Origin of the sequence: Pseudomonas sp. TMW22091, assembly GCF_022496705.1 — a bacterium.
In the GTDB taxonomy this organism is placed as follows: Bacteria; Pseudomonadota; Gammaproteobacteria; order Pseudomonadales; family Pseudomonadaceae; genus Aquipseudomonas; species Aquipseudomonas saxonica.
Genome location: NZ_SCFI01000002.1, coordinates 579236 through 600822, shown reverse-complemented (window position 1 = coordinate 600822; position 21587 = coordinate 579236). Strand labels below are relative to the sequence as shown.

At 56.1% G+C, this 21587-nt stretch carries 22 protein-coding genes; 4 read left to right on the top strand and 18 right to left on the bottom strand.

The window, feature by feature from the left end; genetic code table 11:
- The first annotated feature begins 66 nt into the window (after nt 1–66).
- Complete coding sequence (gene coq7, locus EQV93_RS06495) at nt 67–714, top strand: 2-polyprenyl-3-methyl-6-methoxy-1,4-benzoquinone monooxygenase (RefSeq protein ID WP_122784192.1); 648 nt, start codon at nt 67–69, stop codon at nt 712–714.
- A gap of 78 nt (nt 715–792) precedes the next feature.
- Here coq7 and speD read toward each other — a convergent pair whose 3' ends face one another.
- A complete protein-coding gene (speD, locus tag EQV93_RS06490) occupies nt 793–1584 on the bottom strand; it encodes an adenosylmethionine decarboxylase (protein ID WP_122784191.1) in 792 nt (263 codons plus the stop codon).
- 239 nt (nt 1585–1823) lie between these two features.
- Complete coding sequence (locus EQV93_RS06485; RefSeq protein WP_122784190.1) at nt 1824–2246, bottom strand: OsmC family protein; 423 nt, start codon at nt 2244–2246, stop codon at nt 1824–1826.
- Nucleotides 2247–2467: 221 nt separating this feature from the next.
- Between EQV93_RS06485 and crp the strand changes: the two genes are divergently transcribed.
- The gene (gene crp, locus EQV93_RS06480; protein WP_122784189.1) at nt 2468–3112 is read left to right on the top strand and encodes a cAMP-activated global transcriptional regulator CRP; all 645 of its coding nucleotides are present in this window, start codon (nt 2468–2470) and stop codon (nt 3110–3112) included.
- Here the strand turns inward: crp and EQV93_RS06475 are convergent.
- From EQV93_RS06475 to rpe, 7 genes are all read right to left on the bottom strand, one after another.
- Entirely contained in the window at nt 3109–3810 is a 702-nt protein-coding gene (locus tag EQV93_RS06475) for a lipoate--protein ligase family protein (RefSeq protein ID WP_240891155.1), read from the bottom strand. The two genes, crp and EQV93_RS06475, sit on opposite strands and share 4 nt — an antisense overlap.
- A gap of 107 nt (nt 3811–3917) precedes the next feature.
- Nucleotides 3918–4754, bottom strand: coding sequence for an indole-3-glycerol phosphate synthase TrpC (gene trpC, locus EQV93_RS06470; RefSeq protein WP_240891153.1), 837 nt, complete (start codon nt 4752–4754; stop codon nt 3918–3920).
- On the bottom strand, nt 4751–5800 hold the full coding sequence (gene trpD / locus EQV93_RS06465; protein ID WP_122784186.1) for an anthranilate phosphoribosyltransferase: 1050 nt from the start codon (nt 5798–5800) through the stop codon (nt 4751–4753). Before trpD ends, trpC begins: the two co-directional genes overlap by 4 nt.
- A gap of 9 nt (nt 5801–5809) precedes the next feature.
- Nucleotides 5810–6403, bottom strand: a complete 594-nt coding sequence (locus EQV93_RS06460) for an aminodeoxychorismate/anthranilate synthase component II (protein ID WP_122784185.1) — start codon at nt 6401–6403, stop codon at nt 5810–5812.
- A gap of 11 nt (nt 6404–6414) precedes the next feature.
- The gene (gene trpE, locus EQV93_RS06455) at nt 6415–7902 is read right to left on the bottom strand and encodes an anthranilate synthase component I (RefSeq protein ID WP_240891152.1); all 1488 of its coding nucleotides are present in this window, start codon (nt 7900–7902) and stop codon (nt 6415–6417) included.
- 70 nt (nt 7903–7972) lie between these two features.
- On the bottom strand, nt 7973–8791 hold the full coding sequence (locus tag EQV93_RS06450) for a phosphoglycolate phosphatase (protein ID WP_146386081.1): 819 nt from the start codon (nt 8789–8791) through the stop codon (nt 7973–7975).
- Nucleotides 8788–9462, bottom strand: a complete 675-nt coding sequence (rpe, locus tag EQV93_RS06445) for a ribulose-phosphate 3-epimerase (protein ID WP_122784182.1) — start codon at nt 9460–9462, stop codon at nt 8788–8790. Before rpe ends, EQV93_RS06450 begins: the two co-directional genes overlap by 4 nt.
- 292 nt (nt 9463–9754) lie before the next feature.
- Here rpe and EQV93_RS06440 point away from each other — a divergent pair, with 292 nt between their 5' ends.
- Nucleotides 9755–10213 carry an REP-associated tyrosine transposase gene (locus EQV93_RS06440; protein ID WP_122784181.1) on the top strand — a complete coding sequence of 153 codons (459 nt, stop codon included), beginning with the start codon at nt 9755–9757 and terminating at the stop codon, nt 10211–10213.
- Between the two features lie 3 nt (nt 10214–10216).
- On the opposite strand, the gene EQV93_RS06435 is transcribed toward EQV93_RS06440, so the two are convergent.
- The 6 genes from EQV93_RS06435 to EQV93_RS06410 all read right to left on the bottom strand — a co-directional run bounded on the left by EQV93_RS06435 (nt 10217) and on the right by EQV93_RS06410 (nt 17988).
- The gene (locus EQV93_RS06435; RefSeq protein WP_122784180.1) at nt 10217–11041 is read right to left on the bottom strand and encodes an ABC transporter permease; all 825 of its coding nucleotides are present in this window, start codon (nt 11039–11041) and stop codon (nt 10217–10219) included.
- Nucleotides 11042–11051: 10 nt separating this feature from the next.
- Nucleotides 11052–12299, bottom strand: coding sequence for an ABC transporter permease (locus EQV93_RS06430; protein WP_146386079.1), 1248 nt, complete (start codon nt 12297–12299; stop codon nt 11052–11054).
- Nucleotides 12300–12367: 68 nt separating this feature from the next.
- Nucleotides 12368–13408: an ABC transporter substrate-binding protein gene (locus tag EQV93_RS06425; RefSeq protein WP_122784178.1), complete on the bottom strand. Its 1041-nt coding sequence runs from the start codon at nt 13406–13408 to the stop codon at nt 12368–12370.
- Between the two features lie 35 nt (nt 13409–13443).
- A complete protein-coding gene (locus EQV93_RS06420; RefSeq protein ID WP_122784177.1) occupies nt 13444–14568 on the bottom strand; it encodes an ABC transporter ATP-binding protein in 1125 nt (374 codons plus the stop codon).
- Nucleotides 14569–14944: 376 nt separating this feature from the next.
- Nucleotides 14945–15574 (bottom strand): response regulator, encoded by a 630-nt coding sequence (locus tag EQV93_RS06415; RefSeq protein ID WP_146386077.1) that lies wholly within the window; start codon nt 15572–15574, stop codon nt 14945–14947.
- A gap of 23 nt (nt 15575–15597) precedes the next feature.
- Nucleotides 15598–17988 (bottom strand): PAS domain-containing sensor histidine kinase, encoded by a 2391-nt coding sequence (locus EQV93_RS06410; RefSeq protein WP_240891151.1) that lies wholly within the window; start codon nt 17986–17988, stop codon nt 15598–15600.
- A 136-nt stretch (nt 17989–18124) separates the two neighbouring features.
- Between EQV93_RS06410 and EQV93_RS06405 the strand changes: the two genes are divergently transcribed.
- A complete protein-coding gene (locus EQV93_RS06405) occupies nt 18125–19144 on the top strand; it encodes an alpha/beta hydrolase family protein (protein ID WP_240891145.1) in 1020 nt (339 codons plus the stop codon).
- Here EQV93_RS06405 and EQV93_RS06400 read toward each other — a convergent pair.
- From EQV93_RS06400 to EQV93_RS06390, 3 genes are read right to left on the bottom strand one after another with little or no spacing between them, the layout of a single operon-like run.
- Nucleotides 19116–19883 carry a DnaJ domain-containing protein gene (locus EQV93_RS06400; protein WP_240891143.1) on the bottom strand — a complete coding sequence of 256 codons (768 nt, stop codon included), beginning with the start codon at nt 19881–19883 and terminating at the stop codon, nt 19116–19118. The genes EQV93_RS06405 and EQV93_RS06400 overlap by 29 nt on opposite strands.
- Nucleotide 19884: 1 nt before the next feature.
- On the bottom strand, nt 19885–20556 hold the full coding sequence (murU, locus tag EQV93_RS06395) for an N-acetylmuramate alpha-1-phosphate uridylyltransferase MurU (protein WP_240891135.1): 672 nt from the start codon (nt 20554–20556) through the stop codon (nt 19885–19887).
- On the bottom strand, nt 20553–21578 hold the full coding sequence (locus EQV93_RS06390) for an aminoglycoside phosphotransferase family protein (RefSeq protein WP_240891133.1): 1026 nt from the start codon (nt 21576–21578) through the stop codon (nt 20553–20555). Before EQV93_RS06390 ends, murU begins: the two co-directional genes overlap by 4 nt.
- Nucleotides 21579–21587 lie beyond the last annotated feature (9 nt).

The following is a 21587-nucleotide window of genomic DNA, read 5'->3' as shown; positions in this document are numbered from 1 at the left end:
TCCCGTGCAGCCCCTTGCACCTGGATTGGGGTAAACTGGCCTCCGTGATTTTTTCCGGAGGTAAGCATGACTACCCAACGTCACTACTCGCCGATTGACCGTCTACTGTTACAAGCCGATACCGCGATGCGCACATTGCTGCCCTTCAGTGGCCAACCTCACCGCCCGTCGCCCGCCATTGTAAAACCCGAGCACCCGCTGGATGACAAGGCAGCACGCCATGTTGCCGGATTAATGCGCATTAACCATACCGGCGAGGTCTGCGCCCAAGCGCTGTATCAAGGCCAGGCCTTGACCGCCAAGCTGCCACAGGTACGCGAAGCAATGGAGCACGCGGCCGAAGAGGAGATCGATCACTTGGCGTGGTGCGAGCAGCGTATTCGCCAATTAGGCAGCCACCCTAGCGTGTTAAACCCTCTGTTTTACGGCATGTCTTTCGGGATTGGCGCAGTGGCGGGTTTGATTAGCGACAAAGTAAGCCTGGGGTTTGTAGCAGCGACCGAAGATCAAGTGTGCAAACATCTTAATGAGCACCTTGAGCAACTCCCTGCCGAAGACGAAAAGTCTCGCGCGATTCTCGAGCAAATGCGCATAGACGAAGCCCACCATGCTGAATCCGCATTACAAGCCGGTGGCTTCCGCTTTCCCGCGCCAGTCAAATTTGGTATGAGCCTGATGGCCAAAGTCATGACTAAAAGTACCTACCGCATTTAACGGTCAGGCATTATCTGTCGCGCCAGAAGCAAAAAAGGCGACTACCTTTCGGTAGTCGCCTTTTTAATAACTGAAATTTTACGCCATGTTCCTGGCATAAAAGATTTCGAGCATTTCATGCTTCACGCGCTCGGTCACCTGAGCCCGTTGTTCAACCGATAGATTGCTGGTCGCATCGCCGAACAAGTAGTTGTCCAGTTCAAAGTCTTTAAGCAACATCTTGGTGTGGAACAAGTTCTCTTGGTACACATTCACGTCGGTCATCTGATAACCGTCACGGGTGTCTTCAGAAAGGTAATTCTGAATTGAATTGATCTCGTGATCGATAAAGTGCTTTTTACCTTCAACGTCACGGGTAAAACCACGCACGCGGTAATCGACAGTCACGATATCTGAATCAAACTGATGGATCAGATAGTTGAGAGCTTTAAGCGGTGAAATAACGCCGCACGTCGACACATCAATATCCACACGGAACGTCGCAATCCCATCGACCGGATGAATTTCCGGATAGGTATGCACCGTGATATGACTTTTGTCGAGGTGAGCCAGAATGGTCTCGGGCAGCGGACCTGGGGATTCTTCAATTTGGCTTTCGGTCGGAATCACCGGCTGCTCTGAAATCAGAATTGTCACGCTGGCGCCCTGGGGATCGTAATCCTGACGAGCGATGTTCAGGATGTTGGCACCAATGATATCAACCACATCTGTAAGGATCTGCGTCAGGCGTTCTGCATCGTACTCTTGATTGATGTACTCAACGTATGCCTGCTGGTCTTGCGGGGTTTCCGCGTAGCAGATGTCATAGATGTTGAAGCTCAAGGTCTTTGTCAGGTTATTGAACCCGTGGAGCTTGAGTTTGCTTTTCACCGTTATAAAACTCTCTATGTCGATGCGGCTCGGCCGCGTGATCCAGCATGCCCGTCAAGTGCGTGGACGCACCTGCGTAGGACGGTTAACACCTCTTCGCGATGGCGATTTTGGTTATCTGTTCGGGCATGTGACCGGAAATATTCCCGGCCACGACCCTTAAAAAAGTGGCGCATTATGCAGACCTCGGCGACCGTTCACCAGAGCCTGCAATGCATTTATGAAAATTGAATGATCACTCAGCCCAATTCAACAATTTCATAATCGTGGCTAATGGCTACACCCGCAGCGCCCAACATGATCGACGCAGAGCAATACTTCTCCGCTGACAGTTCAATTGCACGTTTAACCTGAGCTTCTTTAAGACCACGACCTTTAACGACAAAGTGCAGATGGATCTTGGTAAACACTTTCGGGTCTTCAGTGGCACGTTCGGCTTCAAGGAACGCTTCACAACTTTCAACGGCCTGGCGTGATTTTTTGAGAATGCTGACCACGTCAAAGTTGCTGCATCCGCCAAGACCCAGCAGAAGCATTTCCATCGGTCGTACACCTAGATTACGACCACCGCTCTCGGGCGGCCCATCCATCACGACGACGTGGCCGCTGCCTGACTCGCCCAGAAACATGGCTTCGCCAGCCCATTGAATGCGTGCCTTCATCACCCAGACTCCACTGCTTTAAAAGGGGCGCCAGCTTAGCACAGCGTCCAAAATACAGGGCTGACCACGCATATACCTTTAACCTACACGATGTAAGGAAAATTCTGCCTACCGGACAGAATCTGTCTGTTAAGCTGGCGCCAATTCACTGGCGCCAGCCAGCCAGCGCTCTCTATAAAAATAGATCCAGCCCCTACTGTGCATGCTTTTGGGAAACAACCATGGTTGCTTTTACCCCCCTATCCAAGATCAAAAACCTAGACAAATTTTTGACTCAATGCCAACGCAAACGCTATGCGGCCAAGAGCAACATCATTTGCGCGGGCGAACAGTCACACACACTGTTCTTCATTATCAAAGGCTCGGTAACCATTGTGATCGAGGATGATGGCAATCGTGAAATGATCATCGCCTACCTAAATTCGGGTGATTTCATTGGTGAGCTGGGTTTGTTTGAACACGCCGGACAGATACAGAAACGCAGTGCCTGGGTTCGAGCGAAGACCGAGTGTGAAGTTGCGGAAATTAGCTATGCGAAATTCAGAGAATACGCACAACAAGAACCGGAAATTCTTTTCGCTATAAGCGAACAAATCGCACAGAGATTGCGAAACACCACGCGCAAAGTGGGCGATTTGGCATTCTTTGACGTCACAGGTCGAGTGGCACGCTGCTTACTTGAGTTGTGTAAACAACCCGACGCCATGACTCACCCGGACGGGATGCAAATCAAAGTAACCCGACAGGAAATCGGTAGAATTGTGGGCTGTTCGCGAGAGATGGTGGGGCGTGTGCTCAAAGATCTGGAAGAGCAGAATCTGGTGAGCGTCAAAGGTAAAACCATGGTGGTATTTGGTACACGCTAAAGGTCGAAGACAGGCGCCAGTATTTGTTGGTAGCTGGCGCTCAACCGCTCAAAGAAATCGGGATTATTAAACACTTCGTGTAATGCGATATGGCTTTCGGCCCGACAGTTTGGCTCAAGGCCGCAGCGCTCATTGAAACGATTGACGGCAGCCACCATCGACTCTCGCTCGTTTTCTACCAGTAATGCCCCGTGAACCAGACCGACAGGCCGCTGACCGCCTTGGCTCTGACGCCAGCGTTGGGCCGTCCCCACCAGCTTGCGCCCATTAAGATTGACGTTGTAGCGACCGTCACAAAATGCGCCCTCAACTTCGCCAACAGAAGCCTGCGCACCCAACTCGGTCAGTAACTCGCAGAGCGGATTGCACAAACGCAGATAAGCCGTCTCAATGCGGGCACGATCGTCCTCACTGCGAGGCGGCGCGTAAACCAGAGCGATATTGATTGTTGAAGGGGATTGCGGCACAGGTTCGCCGCCCGTCTCACGCAACAGAATCGGCCAACCACTAGCCGCCAGTTCAACGCTGGCTTGCTCAAAGTCGGGTAAGCGACTCAAACGACGCGGCATGACTAACGCCCTATCAGTGGGTTGCCAGAACAGCAGGCCCGCACGGCGCTCCCCTGCACACACCGAAGCCAACAAATCCTGCTCTGCTTTAAGCCCGGCTTCGACGGTGAGTGCCTGGATGAGTGTCATTAACATCCCTGATAGCTACCAACAGGCGCGGCCCAAGGGGCAACGGAAAATACCCTGGCGCAGGCTCTTTCAAGCCTGCGCCAGCGACTAAAAAACTGCGCGGCGTATCAATCCAGCGTAGAACCTGTGATCTGGATGTTGCGCTCAGGGAAGAACAAACGTTGCAACTCGTTCCCCGGATTTTCAGCACGCATAAAGGCTTCACCCACCAGGAATGAATAAACGTCACTGATTTCCATCAGCTCAACATCCGCCCGATTGAGAATTCCGCTCTCGGTAATCACCAGCCGATCACGCGGGACACGTGGCAACAGGTCAAGAGTGGTTTCCAGGCTGACATCAAAGGTGTGCAAATTACGATTGTTAATCCCCACCAGCGGTGTATCAAGGATTTTCAGTGCCCGTTCCAGCTCAGCGCCGTCATGCACCTCAACCAGTACATCCAGACCCACACCTTTGGCAACCGACGCCAATTCAGCCATTTTCACGTCATCCAGCGCGGAGACGATCAAGAGCACGCAGTCAGCGCCCAACGAACGGGCTTCGACAATCTGATACGGGTCAATCATGAAATCTTTGCGGATAACAGGCAGTTTGCAGGCTGCACGAGCTTGTTGCAGGTAAGCGTCAGCACCTTGGAAGAAGTCAATGTCAGTCAGCACGGACAAACAGGTCGCACCGCCGGCTTCATAGCTTCTGGCAATGTCGGCAGGCACGAAGTCCTCGCGAATGACGCCTTTGCTAGGGGATGCCTTTTTAATTTCGGCAATCACCGCAGGCTGCTTCAACTTGGCCTGCGCCAATAGAGCCTTGGCAAAGCCGCGTACAGGGTCAGCCTGAGCTGCCATACGTTCAAGTTCAGCCAGACTCACCCGCGCGCTGCGCTCGGCGACCTCCTGAACTTTTCGCGCCAGAATTTTTTCCAGAACGGTAGGCACACTCATGCTTCATTCTCCTGTTTGAAAACAGCGGTAAAGGCACCCAGCTCTTCAAGTTTCTCTCGAGCCAACCCGGTATGCAGCGCATCGTGTGCCAACGCCACACCTTCTTTAAGTGTGTAGGCAAGGTCTGCCGCATAAAGCGCAGCACCGGCATTGAGCACGATCATGTCGGCTGCTTTTTGTCCGGCCTCTGTTTTACGGCGCCCCAAGGCGTCACGAATCAGCTCCAGAGATTGTTCGGGGCTGTCTATCACCAGACCAAACAGGCTCTGACTCTTGATACCAAAATCTTCGGGCTGAACCCAATACTCAGTAATTTCGCCTTTACGCAGCTCTGCAACATACGTTGGCGCTGCAAGGCTGAACTCATCCAGGCCATCTTGCGAATGCACCACCAACACATGTTTGCTGCCCAAGCGTTGCAACACTTCAGCCAAGGGACGGCACAACGCCTGATTGAACACCCCGACCACTTGATGCACAACGCCGGCCGGATTCGTAAGCGGGCCAAGCATATTAAAGAGTGTGCGCATGCCCAAATCGCGTCGGGCAATGGCTGCGTGCTTCATTGCACCGTGATGGCACTGGGCAAACATAAAACCAATACCCACGCTGTCGATGCAGCGAGCCACTTGAACCGGAGTCAGATTGAGGTAGACGCCTGCTGCTTCAAGCAAATCAGCGCTGCCACTTTTACCCGACACTGCGCGGTTGCCGTGTTTGGCGACCGTGCAACCAGCGGCTGCGATAACCAATGCAGAGGCTGTAGAGACGTTGAAAATATTCGCACCATCCCCGCCGGTGCCGACAATATCGACCACACCGTCGAGGGTTTTGAGTTCAACCTTGTCTGCCAACTCGCGCATCACCGTTACGGCACCGACAATTTCGTCGATGCTTTCACTCTTCATGCGCATGCCCATCATGAAGGCGCCAATCTGCGCTTCGGTGCATTGACCGGTCATGATGTCGCGCATCACATCGCGCATCTCTTCAGTGCTCAGATCGAGATGTCCGACGATGCGGGTCAGGGCTGTCTTGATATCCATAAAAAGTCCTTAGCGCATGCCGCCGGTTTGTTTGAGGAAATTGGCAAACAGCTCATGGCCTTGCTCGGTCAGGATCGACTCAGGGTGAAATTGCACCCCTTCGATGTTCAGCGTTTTGTGACGCAAGCCCATGATCTCGTCTACCGAGCCATCAGGTTGCTGCGTCCAGGCCGTCAACTCCAGGCACTCGGGCAAGGTATCGCGCTTGACCACCAAAGAGTGATAACGGGTCACGGTCAGCGGGTTGTTCAGCCCTTGAAATACACCCTTATCAAGGTGATAGACCGGGCTGGTTTTGCCGTGCATCACTTCTCTGGCACGCACTACATCGCCGCCAAAAGCCTGGCCGATGGATTGATGCCCCAGGCATACACCCAGAATCGGCAGCTTGCCGGCGAAATGCTTGATGGCTTCAAGCGAGATACCCGCCTCATTCGGTGTACACGGACCCGGCGACACTACGATGCGCTCTGGTTTGAGCGCTTCGATCTCAGCCACGGTCAGTTCGTCGTTGCGCACCACCTTGACGACGGCACCCAGCTCGCTGAGGTACTGCACTACGTTGTACGTAAAAGAGTCGTAATTATCGATCATCAACAACATGGCAAAGCTCCTCAGGCGTCAGTCGTGGGGGTTTGTTCAGCGAGCGCTACCGCGCGAAACATCGCACGGCGTTTGTTCAGCGTCTCTTCCCACTCCAGCGCAGGCACCGAGTCAGCCACAATGCCGCCACCCGCTTGCACATGCAGCTCACCGTTTTTGATCACTGCGGTACGAATGGCAATGGCCGTGTCCATGTTGCCATTCCAGGCGAAATAACCCACTGCCCCGCCATATACACCACGCTTGACGGGCTCCAGTTCGTCGATGATTTCCATCGCCCGAATTTTGGGTGCCCCGGACAAAGTGCCCGCGGGCAGAATGGCACGCAGCGCGTCCATTGCCGTCAGCCCGCTTTTAAGCTGACCCGTAACGTTGGACACAATGTGCATAACATTGGAGTAACGCTCGATTACCATTTTCTCGGTGAGTTTGACCGAGCCGGTTTCAGAAACGCGCCCCGTGTCGTTGCGCCCAAGGTCAATCAGCATCAAGTGCTCGGCGATTTCCTTGTCGTCACTCAACAGGTCTTTTTCCAATGCCAGATCGGCTTCTTCGGTCGCACCCCGAGGGCGCGTGCCGGCGATCGGTCGCACGGTAATCAGGTTGTCTTCTACCCGTACCAGCACTTCTGGCGAACTGCCCACCACGTGGAAGTCACCAAAGTTGAAAAAGTACATATAAGGTGTCGGGTTGAAGCAGCGCAGCGCACGGTACAAATCGATCGGCGCAGCCTTGAAGTCGATGGACATGCGTTGCGACGGCACCACTTGCATGCAATCACCCGCAAGGATGTAGTCCTTGATGGTGTCGACAGCTTTTTCGTAGTCGTCCTGCGTGAAGCTGGAGCGAAACACCGGATCAGCCGCTTGCTGGCGGGTGAAATCCAGACCGCGTCGAGGTGCCATCGGCTGACGCAACTGTTCAAGCAGCGCCTCAAGACGGGCCTGACCTTCTTCGTAAGCGTCTGGCTGAGCAGGATCAACCAGCACAATCGCGTGCATCTTGCCGGCCAGGTTGTCGAATACCACCACTGCATCCGACACCATCAACAGAATGTCCGGCACGCCCAGTGGATCAGGGTTCGGGCATTTACCCAAACGCTTCTCCACATAGCGCACACAGTCATAACCGAAGTAACCCACCAGGCCACCATTGAAACGCGGTAAACCCGCAATGGTCGGTACGTTGTAACGGGCTTTGAAAGCTTCGACAAACGCCAGTGGGTCTTCGGATTCGTGTGCTTCGATTTCTACACCATCCTGGGTCACCCGGATCTGGTGCTCATGCACACGCAACACGGTGCGGCACGGCAAGCCAATGATCGAGTAACGGCCCCACTTCTCACCGCCCTGCACCGACTCCAACAAATAGGAGTTGGGCTGATCGGCCAGTTTCAGGTAGATGGACAGCGGCGTGTCGAAGTCGGCCAGGGTTTCGCGGGCCAACGGGATACGGTTGTAGCCAGCAGCGGCCATGCGCAGGAATTCTTCGCGGATCATGAGGTGCCTCGTGGTCTGAGGGTAAAACGGTCAGGTGTGCAAACGTGCCGACTCAGCGGCCAGATTCAAGTCAGGCGCGCCAACGCCAACGGGCCAGGGCCTTGATAACTTTCATCCAGAGTTTGCGAGTGACCACCACGATGGAATCTCTTCGAGAGGGGTGAACGGAATTGCCCAACGTTATATCAGGTGCAGAATCTAAGCAACCGGCTATCAGCTCTTGCAGGTTGTCGATGACCATATCCGGCGACTCTTCTTCAATCGGACGACCGTGATTGTAGCCATAACTCAGTGCCACGCAGCGTACGCCAGCGGCTTTGGCAGCCAGCACGTCATTGCGTGAATCGCCGATAAAAAGTGATTCTCGTGGTGTCACACCCGCCATTTTCATCACAAATAACAGCGCAGCCGGGTCGGGTTTTTTTTGCGGCAGGGTATCGCCGCCGATAATCCAGCGAAAAAACCGTCCCAGCTTGAGTTCATCCAGCAAGGGGGCGACGAAACGCTCAGGCTTGTTGGTGATCAGGGCCATTTCAACGCCCTGTTTTTGCAACCACTTGAGGCTTTCACGCACCCCCGGATAGACCGTGGTGTGTCCATGACCGCCCTCGTAGGCCGTCATGAAAATCTCCAGCGCTTGCTCGGCTTCGGCGTCATCAACGCCCGATGCCTCGATATTGCCCGCCAGTGCGCGGCGCACCAACATCGGTGCACCGTTGCCAATCCATATCCGCACGTTTTCTATACCGGCGGGTGGGCGACCGAGCGTGTGTAGCATCGTTTCCACAGCAGCGGCCAGATCCGGCACGGAATCAATCAGGGTGCCGTCCAGATCGAACATCACCAGCTTGGGCAGTTGCCCTTTAAGCAACTGCTCGAAGCGACTCATGGGCGCGCCAACGCAAGCTCGGCGCGCATTTTCTGGATGACTTCTTCGTAGTTCGGGGTGTTGAAAATCGCCGAACCGGCGACGAATGTATCAGCACCGGCCTCTGCGATTTCACGGATATTAGCCACGTTGACGCCGCCGTCGATTTCCAGGCGAATATCACGGCCCGACGCATCGATCAGTGCGCGCGCTTCACGCAGTTTGTTCAGCGTGCCGGGGATAAACTTCTGCCCGCCAAAACCTGGGTTAACACTCATCAGCAAGACCATGTCGACCTTGTCCATTACGTACTTGAGCACGTCCAGCGGCGTGGCTGGATTGAACACCAGACCGGCCTTGCAGCCACCTTCGCGGATCAATTGCAAAGAGCGGTCGATATGCTGGGTCGCTTCTGGGTGAAAGGTGATAAAGGTCGCGCCGGCTTCGATAAAGTCGCCGATGATGCGATCAACGGGGCTGACCATCAGATGCACATCGATGGGTGCGGTGACGCCATACTTGCGCAGGGCCGAACACACCATCGGGCCAATGGTCAGGTTGGGGACGTAGTGATTGTCCATGACATCGAAATGCACGATATCAGCGCCAGCGGCGAGCACATTGTCGACTTCTTCGCCAAGACGGGCGAAATCGGCAGAGAGAATCGATGGGGCAATAGCGAAGGGCTGCATAACGCACCTTTAATGAGCAAAACACGGTGGCGCGCATTGTATACCGCCGACCCGTTCGCGCTATACATTTCCCCCCGTAGCAGTTGCCGAAGGCGACGTTCGGCCGCAGGCCGCAAACCCTGAAGATCCATTTTTCATGACAGGTTGGTATCACCCATTTCACGAGCGCTGCGCACTCGGACGCAGCCTTCGGCAGCTGCTACGAGGTGGTGTAATACTTGGTCAAGGGTTGCTTCAGTGGCAAGTATGTAAGTGATCTAGGTTAAGAAAATCAATCACGGAGGGCAATGGATTGCCAACGTCAAAGAACGCTTACCGCCTGCGTATCGGCCGCCACTCTGAGCAGGGCCGCCTTTATCTTCTAACCAGTACCACCCAACAAAGACGGCCCATTTTCAAGGACTTTCATTTAGGCCGTCTTGTTGTGGAGCAATTCAGGCAGGCGCATGACGAAGGGGTCGTGACATCCAAGGCTTGGGTTGTGATGCCTGATCATTTCCATTGGCTGATCGAACTTAATGATAAAACGCTCGCAGAAGTGATGTGCCGCGTGAAGTCGCGCAGCAGCGTAACGGTTAATCAGGCTTGCCGGTCATCCGGCCGACTGTGGCAAAAGGGTTATCACGACCGAGCTTTACGCGATGAGGAGGATATAAAAGACATCGCCCGCTACATCATCAAAAACCCGATCCGCGCACGATTGACCACGCGAATCGGTGATTACCCCTTATGGGATGCTTGCTGGATGTAAGCCTTACGCCTGCGCCGTGCGCAGTTTCTCACTGCGACCGCGCAACCATTCCAGCGTGAGCAGCAACACGACCGAAAAACCGATCAACAACGTCGCTGCTGCAGCGATGGTAGGGCTGAGGTTCTCGCGGATACCGCTGAACATCTGCCGTGGCAAGGTCGCTTGCTCAGGCCCGGCCAAAAACAGCGTTACTACCACTTCATCAAAAGAGGTGGCAAAGGCAAACAGCGCACCGGATATGACACCCGGCGCAATCAGCGGCAATGTCACCCGGCGAAACGCTGTCAGCGGTGAAGCGCCCAAGCTCGCCGCCGCTCTGACCAGGTTGTGGTTGAACCCTTGCAAGGTCGCTGACACGGTAATGATCACAAACGGAACACCCAGCACGGCGTGCACAACGATCAGCGAAAAATAACTGTTGCCCAACCCCAACGGGGCGAAGAACAAATAGCTGGCCACACCGATAATAACCACCGGCACTACCATGGGCGAGATCACCAGCGCCATGACCAGCGCTTTGCCGGGGAAGTGCCCACGGGTCAGGCCGATCGCCGCGAGCGTACCGAACACCATCGCCAGTACCGTCGCAGCAGGGGCCACGATGACGCTGTTTTTCAACGCCCGCATCCATTCCGCAGAGCCAAAAAAGTCCTGATACCAATGCAATGAAAATCCTTGCAGCGGGTACACCAGAAAACTGCCCGAGTTGAATGACAGCGGGATGATCACCAACACCGGCAAAATCAGGAACAGCAAAATCAACCCGCACAGGATGCGCAAACTGTAAAACCACACCCGCTCAATCGGGGACATGTAGGGACTCAGCATCGCAACCTCCTCAGCTCAAACGCAGGCGTGTGGCGCCTACCAGCCAGTTGTAAATCAGGTACAGCACCACGGTCGCCAGCAGGAGCAAGCCGCCCAACGCTGTCGCCATCCCCCAGTTGATGCTCGTGTTGGTGTAAAACGCCACGAAGTAACTGACCATTTGATCATTCGGACTGCCCAACAACGCCGGGGTTATGTAGTAGCCAATCGCAATGATGAACACCAGCAAGCAACCCGCGCCAACACCCGCGTAGGTCTGCGGGAAATACACCCGCCAGAAGCTGGCAAATGGATGACAGCCCAGTGAGATGGCCGCGCGCATGTAAGTGGGAGAAATACCTTTCATCACGCTGTAGATCGGCAAAATCATAAAAGGCAGGAGGATGTGCACCATCGAGATGTAGACCCCGACCCGGTTGAACACCAACTCCAGCGGTTGATCGATCAGGCCCATGCTGATCAACGCGCTGTTGATCAGGCCGCCCGATTGCAGCAACACAATCCAGGCCGCGACCCGCACCAGTACCGACGTCCAGAACGGCAACAACACCAGAATCATCAGCAAGTTGCTTTGACGCGCCGGCAAGTTAGCCAACAAATACGCCAACGGATACGCCAGCACCAGACAGATGCAGGTAATCACAAACCCCATCCAGAAGGTGCGGGCAAAAATATCGAGGTAGATCGACTGATCCGGCGTCGCCTGAGCGATTTCGCCCAGATCATCGATACGGTGATCGACTGCTGCCAGCAGGTAAAACGGTGTGACGCTTGAGATGTTGCGCTTGATGGCCTGCCAATACGCCGGGTCGCCCCAGCGCTCATCAACATTTTCCAATGCATCTTTATAAGATTCGGGGGCAGTCTTGAACGGTAAAGCCTTCGCGGTTTTCATCAGCAAGCTGCGGTAGCCGGCCAACTCCATGTTCAGGCGCTTGGATAAATCCCCTAACACTTGATTTTTGCGCGCCTCAGCCAAGTCTTCGCTGAGTGCCCGGTAAACCGGCTCCGCCGGTAAGCCTTTACCGTCCCAACCCGCCACCGCCACGACCGTGCGCGGCAAACCCTCAACCACTTCAGGGTTGCCGACGCTTTTGTAGAGCAGTGCTGCGATCGGTACCAGAAATACCAACAGCAAAAAAATAACCAACGGCGCAATCAGGGCCTGTGCTTTCCAGCGGTTCACCCGCTCGGCATGCGCAAGACGCTTCTTCAACGTGGGGCTGGAGACCTCGTTCAGGGGAACGGCGATGGCCATGGCAAACTCCGGAAATCTTTAAACGATGGCGGCGCGATCCTTGCGGGCGCGCCGCGTATCAGCGCTGCTTACTTGGCAGCCCAGGCGTTGAAACGCTGCTCCAGTTGCTCGCCGTTATCAGCCCAGAAGCTGACGTCAATCTGCACTTGGTTGGCAATGTTCTGCGGGGCGGTCGGCATCTCGGCTTGAACATTTTCAGGCAGTAATGCCATCGCATCCTTGTTCGCCGGGCCATACGCGATGTTTTGCGAATAAACGCTCTGCTGTTGCGGTTGCAGGGTAAAAGCCATGAACTTCTTCGCGGCCGCGGCCTTGTCAGCACTCAGGCCTTTAGGAATAGCCCAGGCATCGAAATCATAGATGCCGCCATTCCAGACAATCTTGAGGTTGCTCTCTTTTTGCACGGCAGCGATTCGGCCGTTGTAGGCAGAACTCATCACCACGTCACCAGAGGCCAGATATTGCGGCGGCTGTGCGCCCGCTTCCCACCATTGAATGCTTGGCTTGAGTTCATCCAGTTTTTTAAAGGCGCGGTTCTGGCCATCTTTACTGGCCAACACGGTGTACACATCCTTGGGTGCAACCCCGTCCGCCATCAGCGCGAATTCGAGGGTGTACTTGGCGCCTTTACGCAGGCCACGTTTACCGGGAAAGGTTTTGGTGTCCCAGAAATCAGCCCAACTGGTGGGGGCGGTTTTTAGCTTGTCGGCGTTGTAGGCCAGTACGGTCGACCACACAAAGAAGCCGGCGCCGCATGTCTGGATGGCACCTTTTACGTACTGCTCCGGATTACCGAACAGCGCCGGGTCCAGCGCTTCAAACATATCTTCATCACAGCCACGGGACAGTTCAGGCGATTCAACCTCGACCAGATCCCATGAAATACTTTTGGTATCAACCATGGCCTTGATTTTGGCCATTTCACCGTTGTACTCACCGGCGATGATTTTGCCATCCCCTTTGGCTTCCCAAGGGGCATAGAACGCTTTGACCTGTGCGGCCTTGTTCGCACCGCCAAACGAGACCACGGTCAGGTCGGTGGCCGCCAGTGCATTGGCGGCGAACAGCAAGCCCAAACTCAGGGCCGTTAACTTAAAGGTTGCTTGCATCGTTACTCTCCACAGGGTTGGTGAAGCCGGGGCGATTAATTCGCCTCTATGAGGGGGTCCAGCGCACGTACGTGTTCAACATGCCAGCCCAGCGGTACCACATCCCCAACCGCAAGGGTCGGGTCCAGCTCGGCAATCGGCTGTTTCACAAAAAAATCGGTCTTGCCGCAGACTTCCATCCGTACCCGAACGTGGTCGCCCAGGTAGATAAATTCTTCGACCCTGCCCGAAAACCGGTTAGCGCAGGACTGGCTGGAGCCGTTGAGACTGATGCGCTCGGGACGAATCGACAACGTCACCGGATCGCCCGTACGCCCGACATTCACCGCCAACGCCTGGACCTTTTCACCACGGCTCAATTCGATAACGCAGCGATCACCCTCCTGACTGTGCAAGCGGCCATTGAGGCGGTTGTTTTCGCCAATGAAATTGGCCACAAAGGTGTTTTTCGGTTCCTCGTAGAGACTGCGCGGCGGAGCGATCTGCTGGATTTCCCCTTGATGGAACACCGCCACCCGATCCGACATGGTCAAGGCTTCACCCTGATCGTGGGTCACGTACACCACGGTCACGCCTAGACGTTGGTGCAGGTGCTTGATCTCCATTTGCATGTGCTCACGCAGTTGTTTGTCCAAGGCACCCAAGGGTTCGTCCATCAACACCAGTTGCGGCTCGAACACCAATGCCCGCGCCAGCGCCACCCGTTGTTGCTGGCCGCCGGACAGTTGAGCCGGATAGCGCTGAGCAAAGGCATCGAGTTGAACCATGCTCAATACGCGCTTGACCCGCTCACTGATGTCCGTTCGATTGAGGCCGCGCACCGACAAGGGAAACCCCAGGTTTTCGGCCACGGTCATATGCGGGAACAATGCGTAGTTCTGAAACACCATGCCGATGTCACGCTTGTGCGGGGGCACGTTATTGATCGCACGCCCTGCCAGCAAGATTTCACCGGCGGTGGGCGTTTCAAAACCGGCCAGCATCATCAGGCTAGTGGTTTTGCCCGAACCGGAAGGCCCGAGCAAGGTCAGGAACTCGCCTTTGCGAATGTCCAGATTGAGGTCTTTGACGATCAGGTTTTCGCCGTCATAGCTTTTTTGCACGCCACGAAAGCTGACCAAAATATCATTCGACCCAGCGCTTGCACCGACCTCACCCATAGCCACACCTTCTGTTTTGGACTGCTGTGGCTCAAGCCTAAAGAAGCCGTCAGCCCACAGAAATCGGGGCACAGGAGAGAATGTCATCAGCAGGATGGAAGGGTTGTTGTAGGGGATCCCCTACAGGAATGTCGTAAATGGAACGCTGGATACAGCCGCGCTCAACAATAAGGCTGAAGATCGTGTTGAAAGGGTCGTAAATAGACACGCAATATCGAATCCACAGCCCCCGTAGCAACTGCCGAACGCTGCGTCCGATTGCGTAGCGCGATCGTAAAACGGAGTACACGGGCGTCCTGACACAATGCGCCAGAGGGTGTTTTACGGCGACTTCGTCGCCGGACGCAGCCTGCGGCAGCTGCTACGAGAACAGGTGTTAAACCAGCTTATGCTCCATCGCGTATTTCACCAGCTCGGCCAGTGAGGTGATGTTGAGTTTTTGCATTAACCGCGCTTTGTGGGTGCTGATGGTCTTACTGCTCAATGCCAATTGTTGGGCGATGTCGTTGACGTTGGCGCCTTGAGCCAGTCGCTCGAACACTGAAAATTCACGCTCGGACAGAGACGCGTGTAAAGGGCGTTCATCGGTCAAGCCCACCTCGAAAACCATGCGATCCGCCAGTTCCGGGTCGATATAGCGCCCACCGGCTGCCACTTTTCGAATCGCCGTCAGCAGTAACGCCGGATCGCTGTCCTTGGTCGCATACCCCGCCGCCCCGAACTTCAGCGCCCGGGCAGCCATTTGCGCTTCGTCATGCATCGACAGCACCAAAATGGCCGGTGGGTTGTTCAACGCGCGTATACGCGGAATGGCTTCCAGCCCATTAACGCCAGGCATGGAAATATCCAGAAGCACCACCTCACAAGGCACATGGCGCAGGGTTTCCAGCAATTGCTCGCCATTACTGGCTTCACCCACCACCAACAAGTCTTTGGCCAGGCCAATCAATTGCTTGATGCCCTCGCGCACAATGGTGTGATCTTCAGCTACCAGTACACGAATCACGGCTACTTCCTTATCAATGATCACTAAAGGCGTTGGGTTAACGGCACTCGCACACTCAACAGGGTTCCCTCACCGGGCTGGCTGTGCAGGGTCAAGGTGCCTCCCAGCATCAATACCCGCTCGCGCATACCGACCAAGCCAAAGGAGGTCGGGCGGTCGTTCACGGGTATAAACCCCCGACCGTCATCGCTGATGCTCAGGCACAGCGTTTGCCCCTCAACACACAAGGTCAACTCAACGGTATGCGCATGCGCATGGCGCATCACATTAGTCAGCGCCTCCTGCAAAATTCTGAACAGCCCGACTTCTTTGGCGGCACTGAGCGGCGGCAAATGCTCAGGCACCTGCACCAGACAGGGAATGTTCGTACGCGCCTCAAAGCGTCTGGCCTGCCACTCAATGGCAGAGCTGATCCCGGCATCGAGAATGGGCGGACGCAGCGCGGTAGCCACGTCTCGCACCAGCTGAAACAACTGGGCAATCAGTTTTTTCATGCTGTTGAGCCGCTCGCGCAACCCCGGATCAAGGTCGGCATAGGCCAATTCGCACATCGAGGTTTCCAGCTTGAGTACGGTCAGCATCTGACCCAACTCATCATGCACCTCGCGGGCAATCCGGGCCTTCTCTTCTTCGCGCACGCTTTCGAGGTGGGCCGACAACTCACGCAATTGACCGCGGGAACGGTCCAGCTCCAGCTCGATGCGTTTGCTGTCGCTGATGTCCCAAACGATGCCATCCCATACCACGGTGCCATCGCCAAGACGCCGGCTGATCGCTTTGATCTCAGCCCAGCGTTGCTGGCCTTGACGGGTCACAATCCGCCCTTGCCACGACCAGTCACTGTCACTGTCCACCGCTATGTCCTGCACTCGATGGTAATCCGCCTTGTCATCCGGATGCACCAGACTGCGTAAACCCACCTCACGCTGACGTAACGTCGCTGGCGAATAGCCCGCCAGGTTTTCGCTGCCTTCGCTGATATAAGGAAAATCCAGTTCACCGGTCAACAAAGAGCGCTCCAAACGGAACACCAACCCCGGAACATTGGCCGCGATCCCTTGCAAGCGAGCATCACTTTCCTGCAGAGCCGCTTGTACACGGCGCCGCTCGGTCACGTCATTGAGGTACACCACGAGGTATTCCGCATCCTTGAAGCGCAGAAAGCTCAAGGTCACGTCGGCCGGAAACTCACTGCCATCGGCCCGCACGCAATGCGTTTCGAAGCGCTGCACAGCGATGTCATCGGCGCGCGCGCGCCGCCATAACGTCAACCAGCGATCCATCGTCAGGCCGGGTTCAAAATCCTTCAAAGGCCTGTCCAGCACCGCGCCCGCCGAGCAACCCAACAGGTCTTCGGCGGCCTTATTGGCGTAGCGAATGTGACTGTCCCAGTTGACCCAGAGAATACCCACCGGGCTTTGATCAATTGAAAACTGGGTCAAACGCAAGGCTTCAGCGCTGGCGGCACTCTGTACGACCTCTTCACGCGCCTTCAGCAAAGAATGCTCCAGCGCACTCTGTTGCCGGCGCTGCCACACCACAAGGGTGAGGCTCGCCAGCAACAGCGCACCGATGAGCATACAGAGGCTCTGCCAAAAGCCGGGCGACTGACCCGCATGCGGGTATTTAGGTTGTAGCCACTGGCTGTGTAGTTGTTCCATATCGCGGGGAGGAATCGCATGCAGCCCACGTTCCACAATGGCAGCCAACTGCGGCCAGTCCTTGCGCGTGGCTACTCGCAGCAGTTGCGGAAACCCTACATCGCCCACCACCGCCAGACCTGCAAATTCGGGCTCTGCCGAAAGGCGGGCCAATTGAGCTTCGTCGATCACCGCATAAGTGGCCTGCTGACTCAGCAACAACTGCAAGGCCTGACGCTCCAGCGGGACGCCTTGTAAATTGAGCCCAGGGTAACTGGCGCGTAAAAAGTCAGCCGTAACACCGGGCATGCGCACTGCCACACGGGTTTGGCTGTCAATGCGCTCAAGGTCAACCGTTCCACCGCCAGTACGCTCCCCCACAAGCAACTGCGGAACTCGCATATAAGGATCGGAAAACAGCCACAAATGTAAGCCTGCCGGGGTCTGTGTCAAACCCGGTGCAAGATCGATCTCACCTCTACGAGCGGCCTGCTCAAGCTGTGCAAGATCAGGATAGTTACGCCAGACCAGCTCGATGCCCAAGCTCTGCGCCAGCCATTTCATCAGCTCTACATTCGCCCCGGACAAGCGCTGCATGCGCTGGTCGAATGTGGCATAGGGCGCCTGCAACACCAGCCCTACGCGCAACTCTTTATGCTGCGCCAGCCACTGCTGTTGTTCGGTATCCAATTGCGCGGCAGGTATGGACGCAGCCTGGCCTATCAAGGGCAGTGATAACCAGCCGATAACCAACAGACAGCAAAAACGCTTCATCTGAATACTCACACCCTGACAAATACTGACCAACCCATTAGGGTCTGTTCCCGTTTCATTGCAGCCACGACGCGGCTTGCAATGAAAAGGGAACAGACCCTAGGCTACCGGGATTACTCCTGGCCTGGACTAACCGATGTCTTTTTACCGTCTGGCACTTGCAACCGTGTCTCTGTCGTTGATGCTGCCCTGCGCACTCCCTGTGCTGGCCGCCGATGCGCCCCCCGAAACCGAACCCACGATTGCCGAGCCAGAAGTTCGCCCATTGCTGCAAGAACGCAGTCAAGAAGACGCAACCGCCCTTGAGCGGCAAGTGGCGCAAGACGAGCAGCAACTGTTGCAAGCAGGCCAGGACAGCTTTCTTGCACTCTGGAAGCCGGCCAACAGCAGCGAGCCCAGTGGTGCCGTGATCATTGTTCCGGGTGCCGGCGAAAACGCTGACTGGCCCGTCACTGTCGGCCCATTACGACGCAAACTGCCGGACGCCAACTGGGCCAGCCTGAGCCTGAGCCTGCCCGACATGCAGAGCACCGCCAGCCAGCCTCGCCCTGTCGAGCAAGAGAAACCTCCTACAGAACCCGCGCCGAACAGTAGCAGCAAAGACGCCAGCACCACAGCCAAACCCATCGAGCAAGCCGCCAGTGCTGGCACCGACAGCACCGCAACACCCTTGCAAACAAGCGAGTCATTCAAGGCCATGATCACCGCCGATGCTGCGCGAATCTACGCACGCATTGACGCGGCCCTGGCCTTTGCCCAGCAACAAAACATGCGCACGGTCGTGTTGCTGGGCAACGGCACCGGCGCTTACTGGGCAGCCCGTTATATCAGCGAAAGGAAACCGCCACAGATCGCCAAGTTAATCCTGGTGGCTGCCGCAACGCCTGATCAGGTGAAGCCAGAATTGAGCCAACTGACTCCCAACCTCACGGTGGGTTTACTCGATGTCTTCTATAAAGACACCGTGCTGGCACGCAAGAGCGCTTTGCAACGCCTGCAAGCGAGCAAGCGAGCGAACCGGCAGAATGTTGTTCAAGTAGGATTGATCGCCATGCCCGGCAACCGGGAAGCAGAGCAAGAGCAGTTAATGCGCCGAGTGCGAGGCTGGCTCAGCCCGAAGCCAGCCGCTAACGAAAGCCACGCTGCTCGCGAATAAGCGCGTAGGCGTGATGTAGCTCACGGGTTGTTTCCGTGGCCTCGCGCACTTGAGCTGCGCTGGCCCCGCTGCCGGCCACTTTGTCCGGGTGGTGACGACTGAGCAAACGCCGGTACGCACGCTTGATTTGAGCCGGCTCGGTATTGGCGGTCACGCCAAGTAACGCCAGCGACGCTTGATAGGTGCCACCCCGAGTTGCCGGTGGCCTTTTCTGGGGGCCGTAATCCGCGCCAAGGGCCTGCACTTGTTGAGCGCTCCACCCCAACCATCGCCCCCAGAGCAGAATCAACTCACGCTCTTTTGGGTCGACTCGGCCGTCCGCCCACATCATCCGGAAACAGGCACGCAGCACACCTTCAGCCGCATGCGGTTGGCTGCTCAACCGCCGCAAGTACCCACGTAGAGAGTCGCTTGCGCTCTTGCCGCGGCTGAATGCGACAATCGCTCTTTGCTGCGCGGGGCCGCTCATATCGAGCAAGCGCATTTCCTGACGCGCTTGCTCGATATGCTTGTCCACCACCCGCCCACCGCTTTTGGCCAGACGCCCCAGCAGCACAAACAGCAGCTCATCATTACGCAGCGCTGGCCGACCGCCCAGGCGCTCTCGCAAATGCGCCCAACTGTGCAGCTGCAGACGACGGTCCAGCGTCTGCCCCAATAAAGCGCCCAACATGGCCCCCGGAATGCTGGCTATTAAATAGCCGGCACCGGCTCCGATCAGAGTCCCTGGCCACAGCATCTTAGTCCTTGCCCTTAATCAACGATTCAACCTCAGCTAAACGCTCATGAGTGCCTACATCTACCCAATGCCCCTGCAAACGCTCGCCTGTCACGCGCCCGGCCGCCATGGCATTGCGCAGTAACGGTGCCAGTTTGAAGGCACCCGCTTCGGCACCTTCGAACAACGCCGGGCTCAGTACGGCAATACCGCTGTAGGTCAGGGTGTCACTACCCGGCTGGGCATCGAGCACCTGTGTACCCGCAAGGCAGAAGTCGCCCGTGGGGTGGTGCGCCGGGTTGTCGACCAGCACCAGATGCGCCAGCCCCGTCAAAGGCGTGCGCAGACCGGCGAAGCTGTAGTCGGTCCAGATGTCACCGTTGACCACTGCAAAAGGTTTATCGCCCAACAGTGGCAATGCTTTAAAAATACCGCCGCCGGTTTCGAGCGGTTCTCCTTCGGCCGAGTACCGAATGCTGACGCCAAAGCGCGAGCCATCGCCCAGGTGGTCTTCTATTTGCTGGCCCAGCCAAGCGTGATTGATCACGATCTCGGTAAAACCCGCCGCCGCGAGTGCTTGCAGGTGGTACTCGATCAATGGCACGCCGCCCACGCGCACCAGTGGCTTAGGTGTGTGCAGGGTTAAAGGACGCAAGCGTTCGCCCTTGCCCGCGGCCAAAATCATCGCTTTCATTGCACGGCCTCAGGCGACGCTGGCAGGCTGGCGAACAACTCAGCCAGCTCGGCCAATTCCGGGCGGCGCGCTACAACGGCTTCTATATAAGAGAAGAAGCGCGGCACATCGGCCAGATAACGCGGTTTGCCGTCGCGGTGGCAGATGCGGGCAAAGATACCGATCACTTTCAAATGCCGCTGCACACCCATCAGATCGCTTTCACGCCAGAACGCATCAAAGTCGTCGCCCACGGGAATACCCAGTGGCGCTGCCAGTTGCCAGTAATCTTTGAGCCAGGTGTGCACACGCTCCTCTGGCCAGCTGAGAAAGGCATCCTTGAACAGGCAGGTGATGTCATACGTCACCGGGCCATACACCGCGTCCTGAAAATCCAGTACGCCGGGGTTAGGAATACTGAGCATCAGATTGCGCGGCATAAAGTCGCGGTGCACCAAAACTTGGGGCTGCGCCAGCGCACTGTCGATCAACAGCGTGCTAACCCGCTGCCAGAGAGCCTGTTGCCGCTCATTGAGCTCAATGCCCAAGTGGCGACGCACATACCATTCGGGGAAGAGCTCAAGCTCTCGACGCAGCAAGGCCTCGTCATAGCAGGGCAACGGCGCATCCATCGGCAACTGCTGGAAGGCCAGCAACGCCTCAATGGCGTCCTTGAACAAACCTTCAGCGTTGTCGCTGTTGATCACGTCCAAAAAGGTTTTATTGCCCAGATCGTTAAGCAACAGGAACCCGCGTTCCAGGTCTTGAGCATAAATTTTCGGGACATTTATCTCGCTGATTCGTAATAAATCGGCAATGTCGACGAAAGGTTTGCAGTTTTCCTGGGGGGGCGGCGCATCCATCACAATAAAACTGCGGCCCTCGCCCTCCCAGCGAAAATAGCGCCTAAAACTCGCGTCACTGCTGGCGGCAGTCAACGTGGCCGGGGGTACAGCGCCCCAACCCTGCGTCGAAAACAAGGTTGCCAACTGCTCATCGAGCCAAACTTTCAGGTGTTGCAAGCGTACATCTTGGTCAGGCATTACAAGGGT

Excerpts from the sequence above, each read along its gene's own strand:
- coq7 (WP_122784192.1), top strand. The coding sequence starts at position 67 with ATGACTACCCAACGTCACTACTCGCCGATTGACCGTCTACTGTTACAA.
- EQV93_RS06485 (WP_122784190.1), bottom strand. The coding sequence starts at position 2,246 with ATGAAGGCACGCATTCAATGGGCTGGCGAAGCCATGTTTCTGGGCGAG.
- crp (WP_122784189.1), top strand. The coding sequence starts at position 2,468 with ATGGTTGCTTTTACCCCCCTATCCAAGATCAAAAACCTAGACAAATTT.
- EQV93_RS06475 (WP_240891155.1), bottom strand. The coding sequence starts at position 3,810 with ATGACACTCATCCAGGCACTCACCGTCGAAGCCGGGCTTAAAGCAGAG.
- trpC (WP_240891153.1), bottom strand. The coding sequence starts at position 4,754 with ATGAGTGTGCCTACCGTTCTGGAAAAAATTCTGGCGCGAAAAGTTCAG.
- trpD (WP_122784186.1), bottom strand. The coding sequence starts at position 5,800 with ATGGATATCAAGACAGCCCTGACCCGCATCGTCGGACATCTCGATCTG.
- EQV93_RS06460 (WP_122784185.1), bottom strand. The coding sequence starts at position 6,403 with ATGTTGTTGATGATCGATAATTACGACTCTTTTACGTACAACGTAGTG.
- trpE (WP_240891152.1), bottom strand. The coding sequence starts at position 7,902 with ATGATCCGCGAAGAATTCCTGCGCATGGCCGCTGCTGGCTACAACCGT.
- EQV93_RS06450 (WP_146386081.1), bottom strand. The coding sequence starts at position 8,791 with ATGAGTCGCTTCGAGCAGTTGCTTAAAGGGCAACTGCCCAAGCTGGTG.
- rpe (WP_122784182.1), bottom strand. The coding sequence starts at position 9,462 with ATGCAGCCCTTCGCTATTGCCCCATCGATTCTCTCTGCCGATTTCGCC.
- EQV93_RS06435 (WP_122784180.1), bottom strand. The coding sequence starts at position 11,041 with ATGCTGAGTCCCTACATGTCCCCGATTGAGCGGGTGTGGTTTTACAGT.
- EQV93_RS06430 (WP_146386079.1), bottom strand. The coding sequence starts at position 12,299 with ATGGCCATCGCCGTTCCCCTGAACGAGGTCTCCAGCCCCACGTTGAAG.
- EQV93_RS06425 (WP_122784178.1), bottom strand. The coding sequence starts at position 13,408 with ATGCAAGCAACCTTTAAGTTAACGGCCCTGAGTTTGGGCTTGCTGTTC.
- EQV93_RS06420 (WP_122784177.1), bottom strand. The coding sequence starts at position 14,568 with ATGGGTGAGGTCGGTGCAAGCGCTGGGTCGAATGATATTTTGGTCAGC.
- EQV93_RS06410 (WP_240891151.1), bottom strand. The coding sequence starts at position 17,988 with ATGAAGCGTTTTTGCTGTCTGTTGGTTATCGGCTGGTTATCACTGCCC.
- EQV93_RS06405 (WP_240891145.1), top strand. The coding sequence starts at position 18,125 with ATGTCTTTTTACCGTCTGGCACTTGCAACCGTGTCTCTGTCGTTGATG.
- EQV93_RS06400 (WP_240891143.1), bottom strand. The coding sequence starts at position 19,883 with ATGCTGTGGCCAGGGACTCTGATCGGAGCCGGTGCCGGCTATTTAATA.
- murU (WP_240891135.1), bottom strand. The coding sequence starts at position 20,556 with ATGAAAGCGATGATTTTGGCCGCGGGCAAGGGCGAACGCTTGCGTCCT.
- EQV93_RS06390 (WP_240891133.1), bottom strand. The coding sequence starts at position 21,578 with ATGCCTGACCAAGATGTACGCTTGCAACACCTGAAAGTTTGGCTCGAT.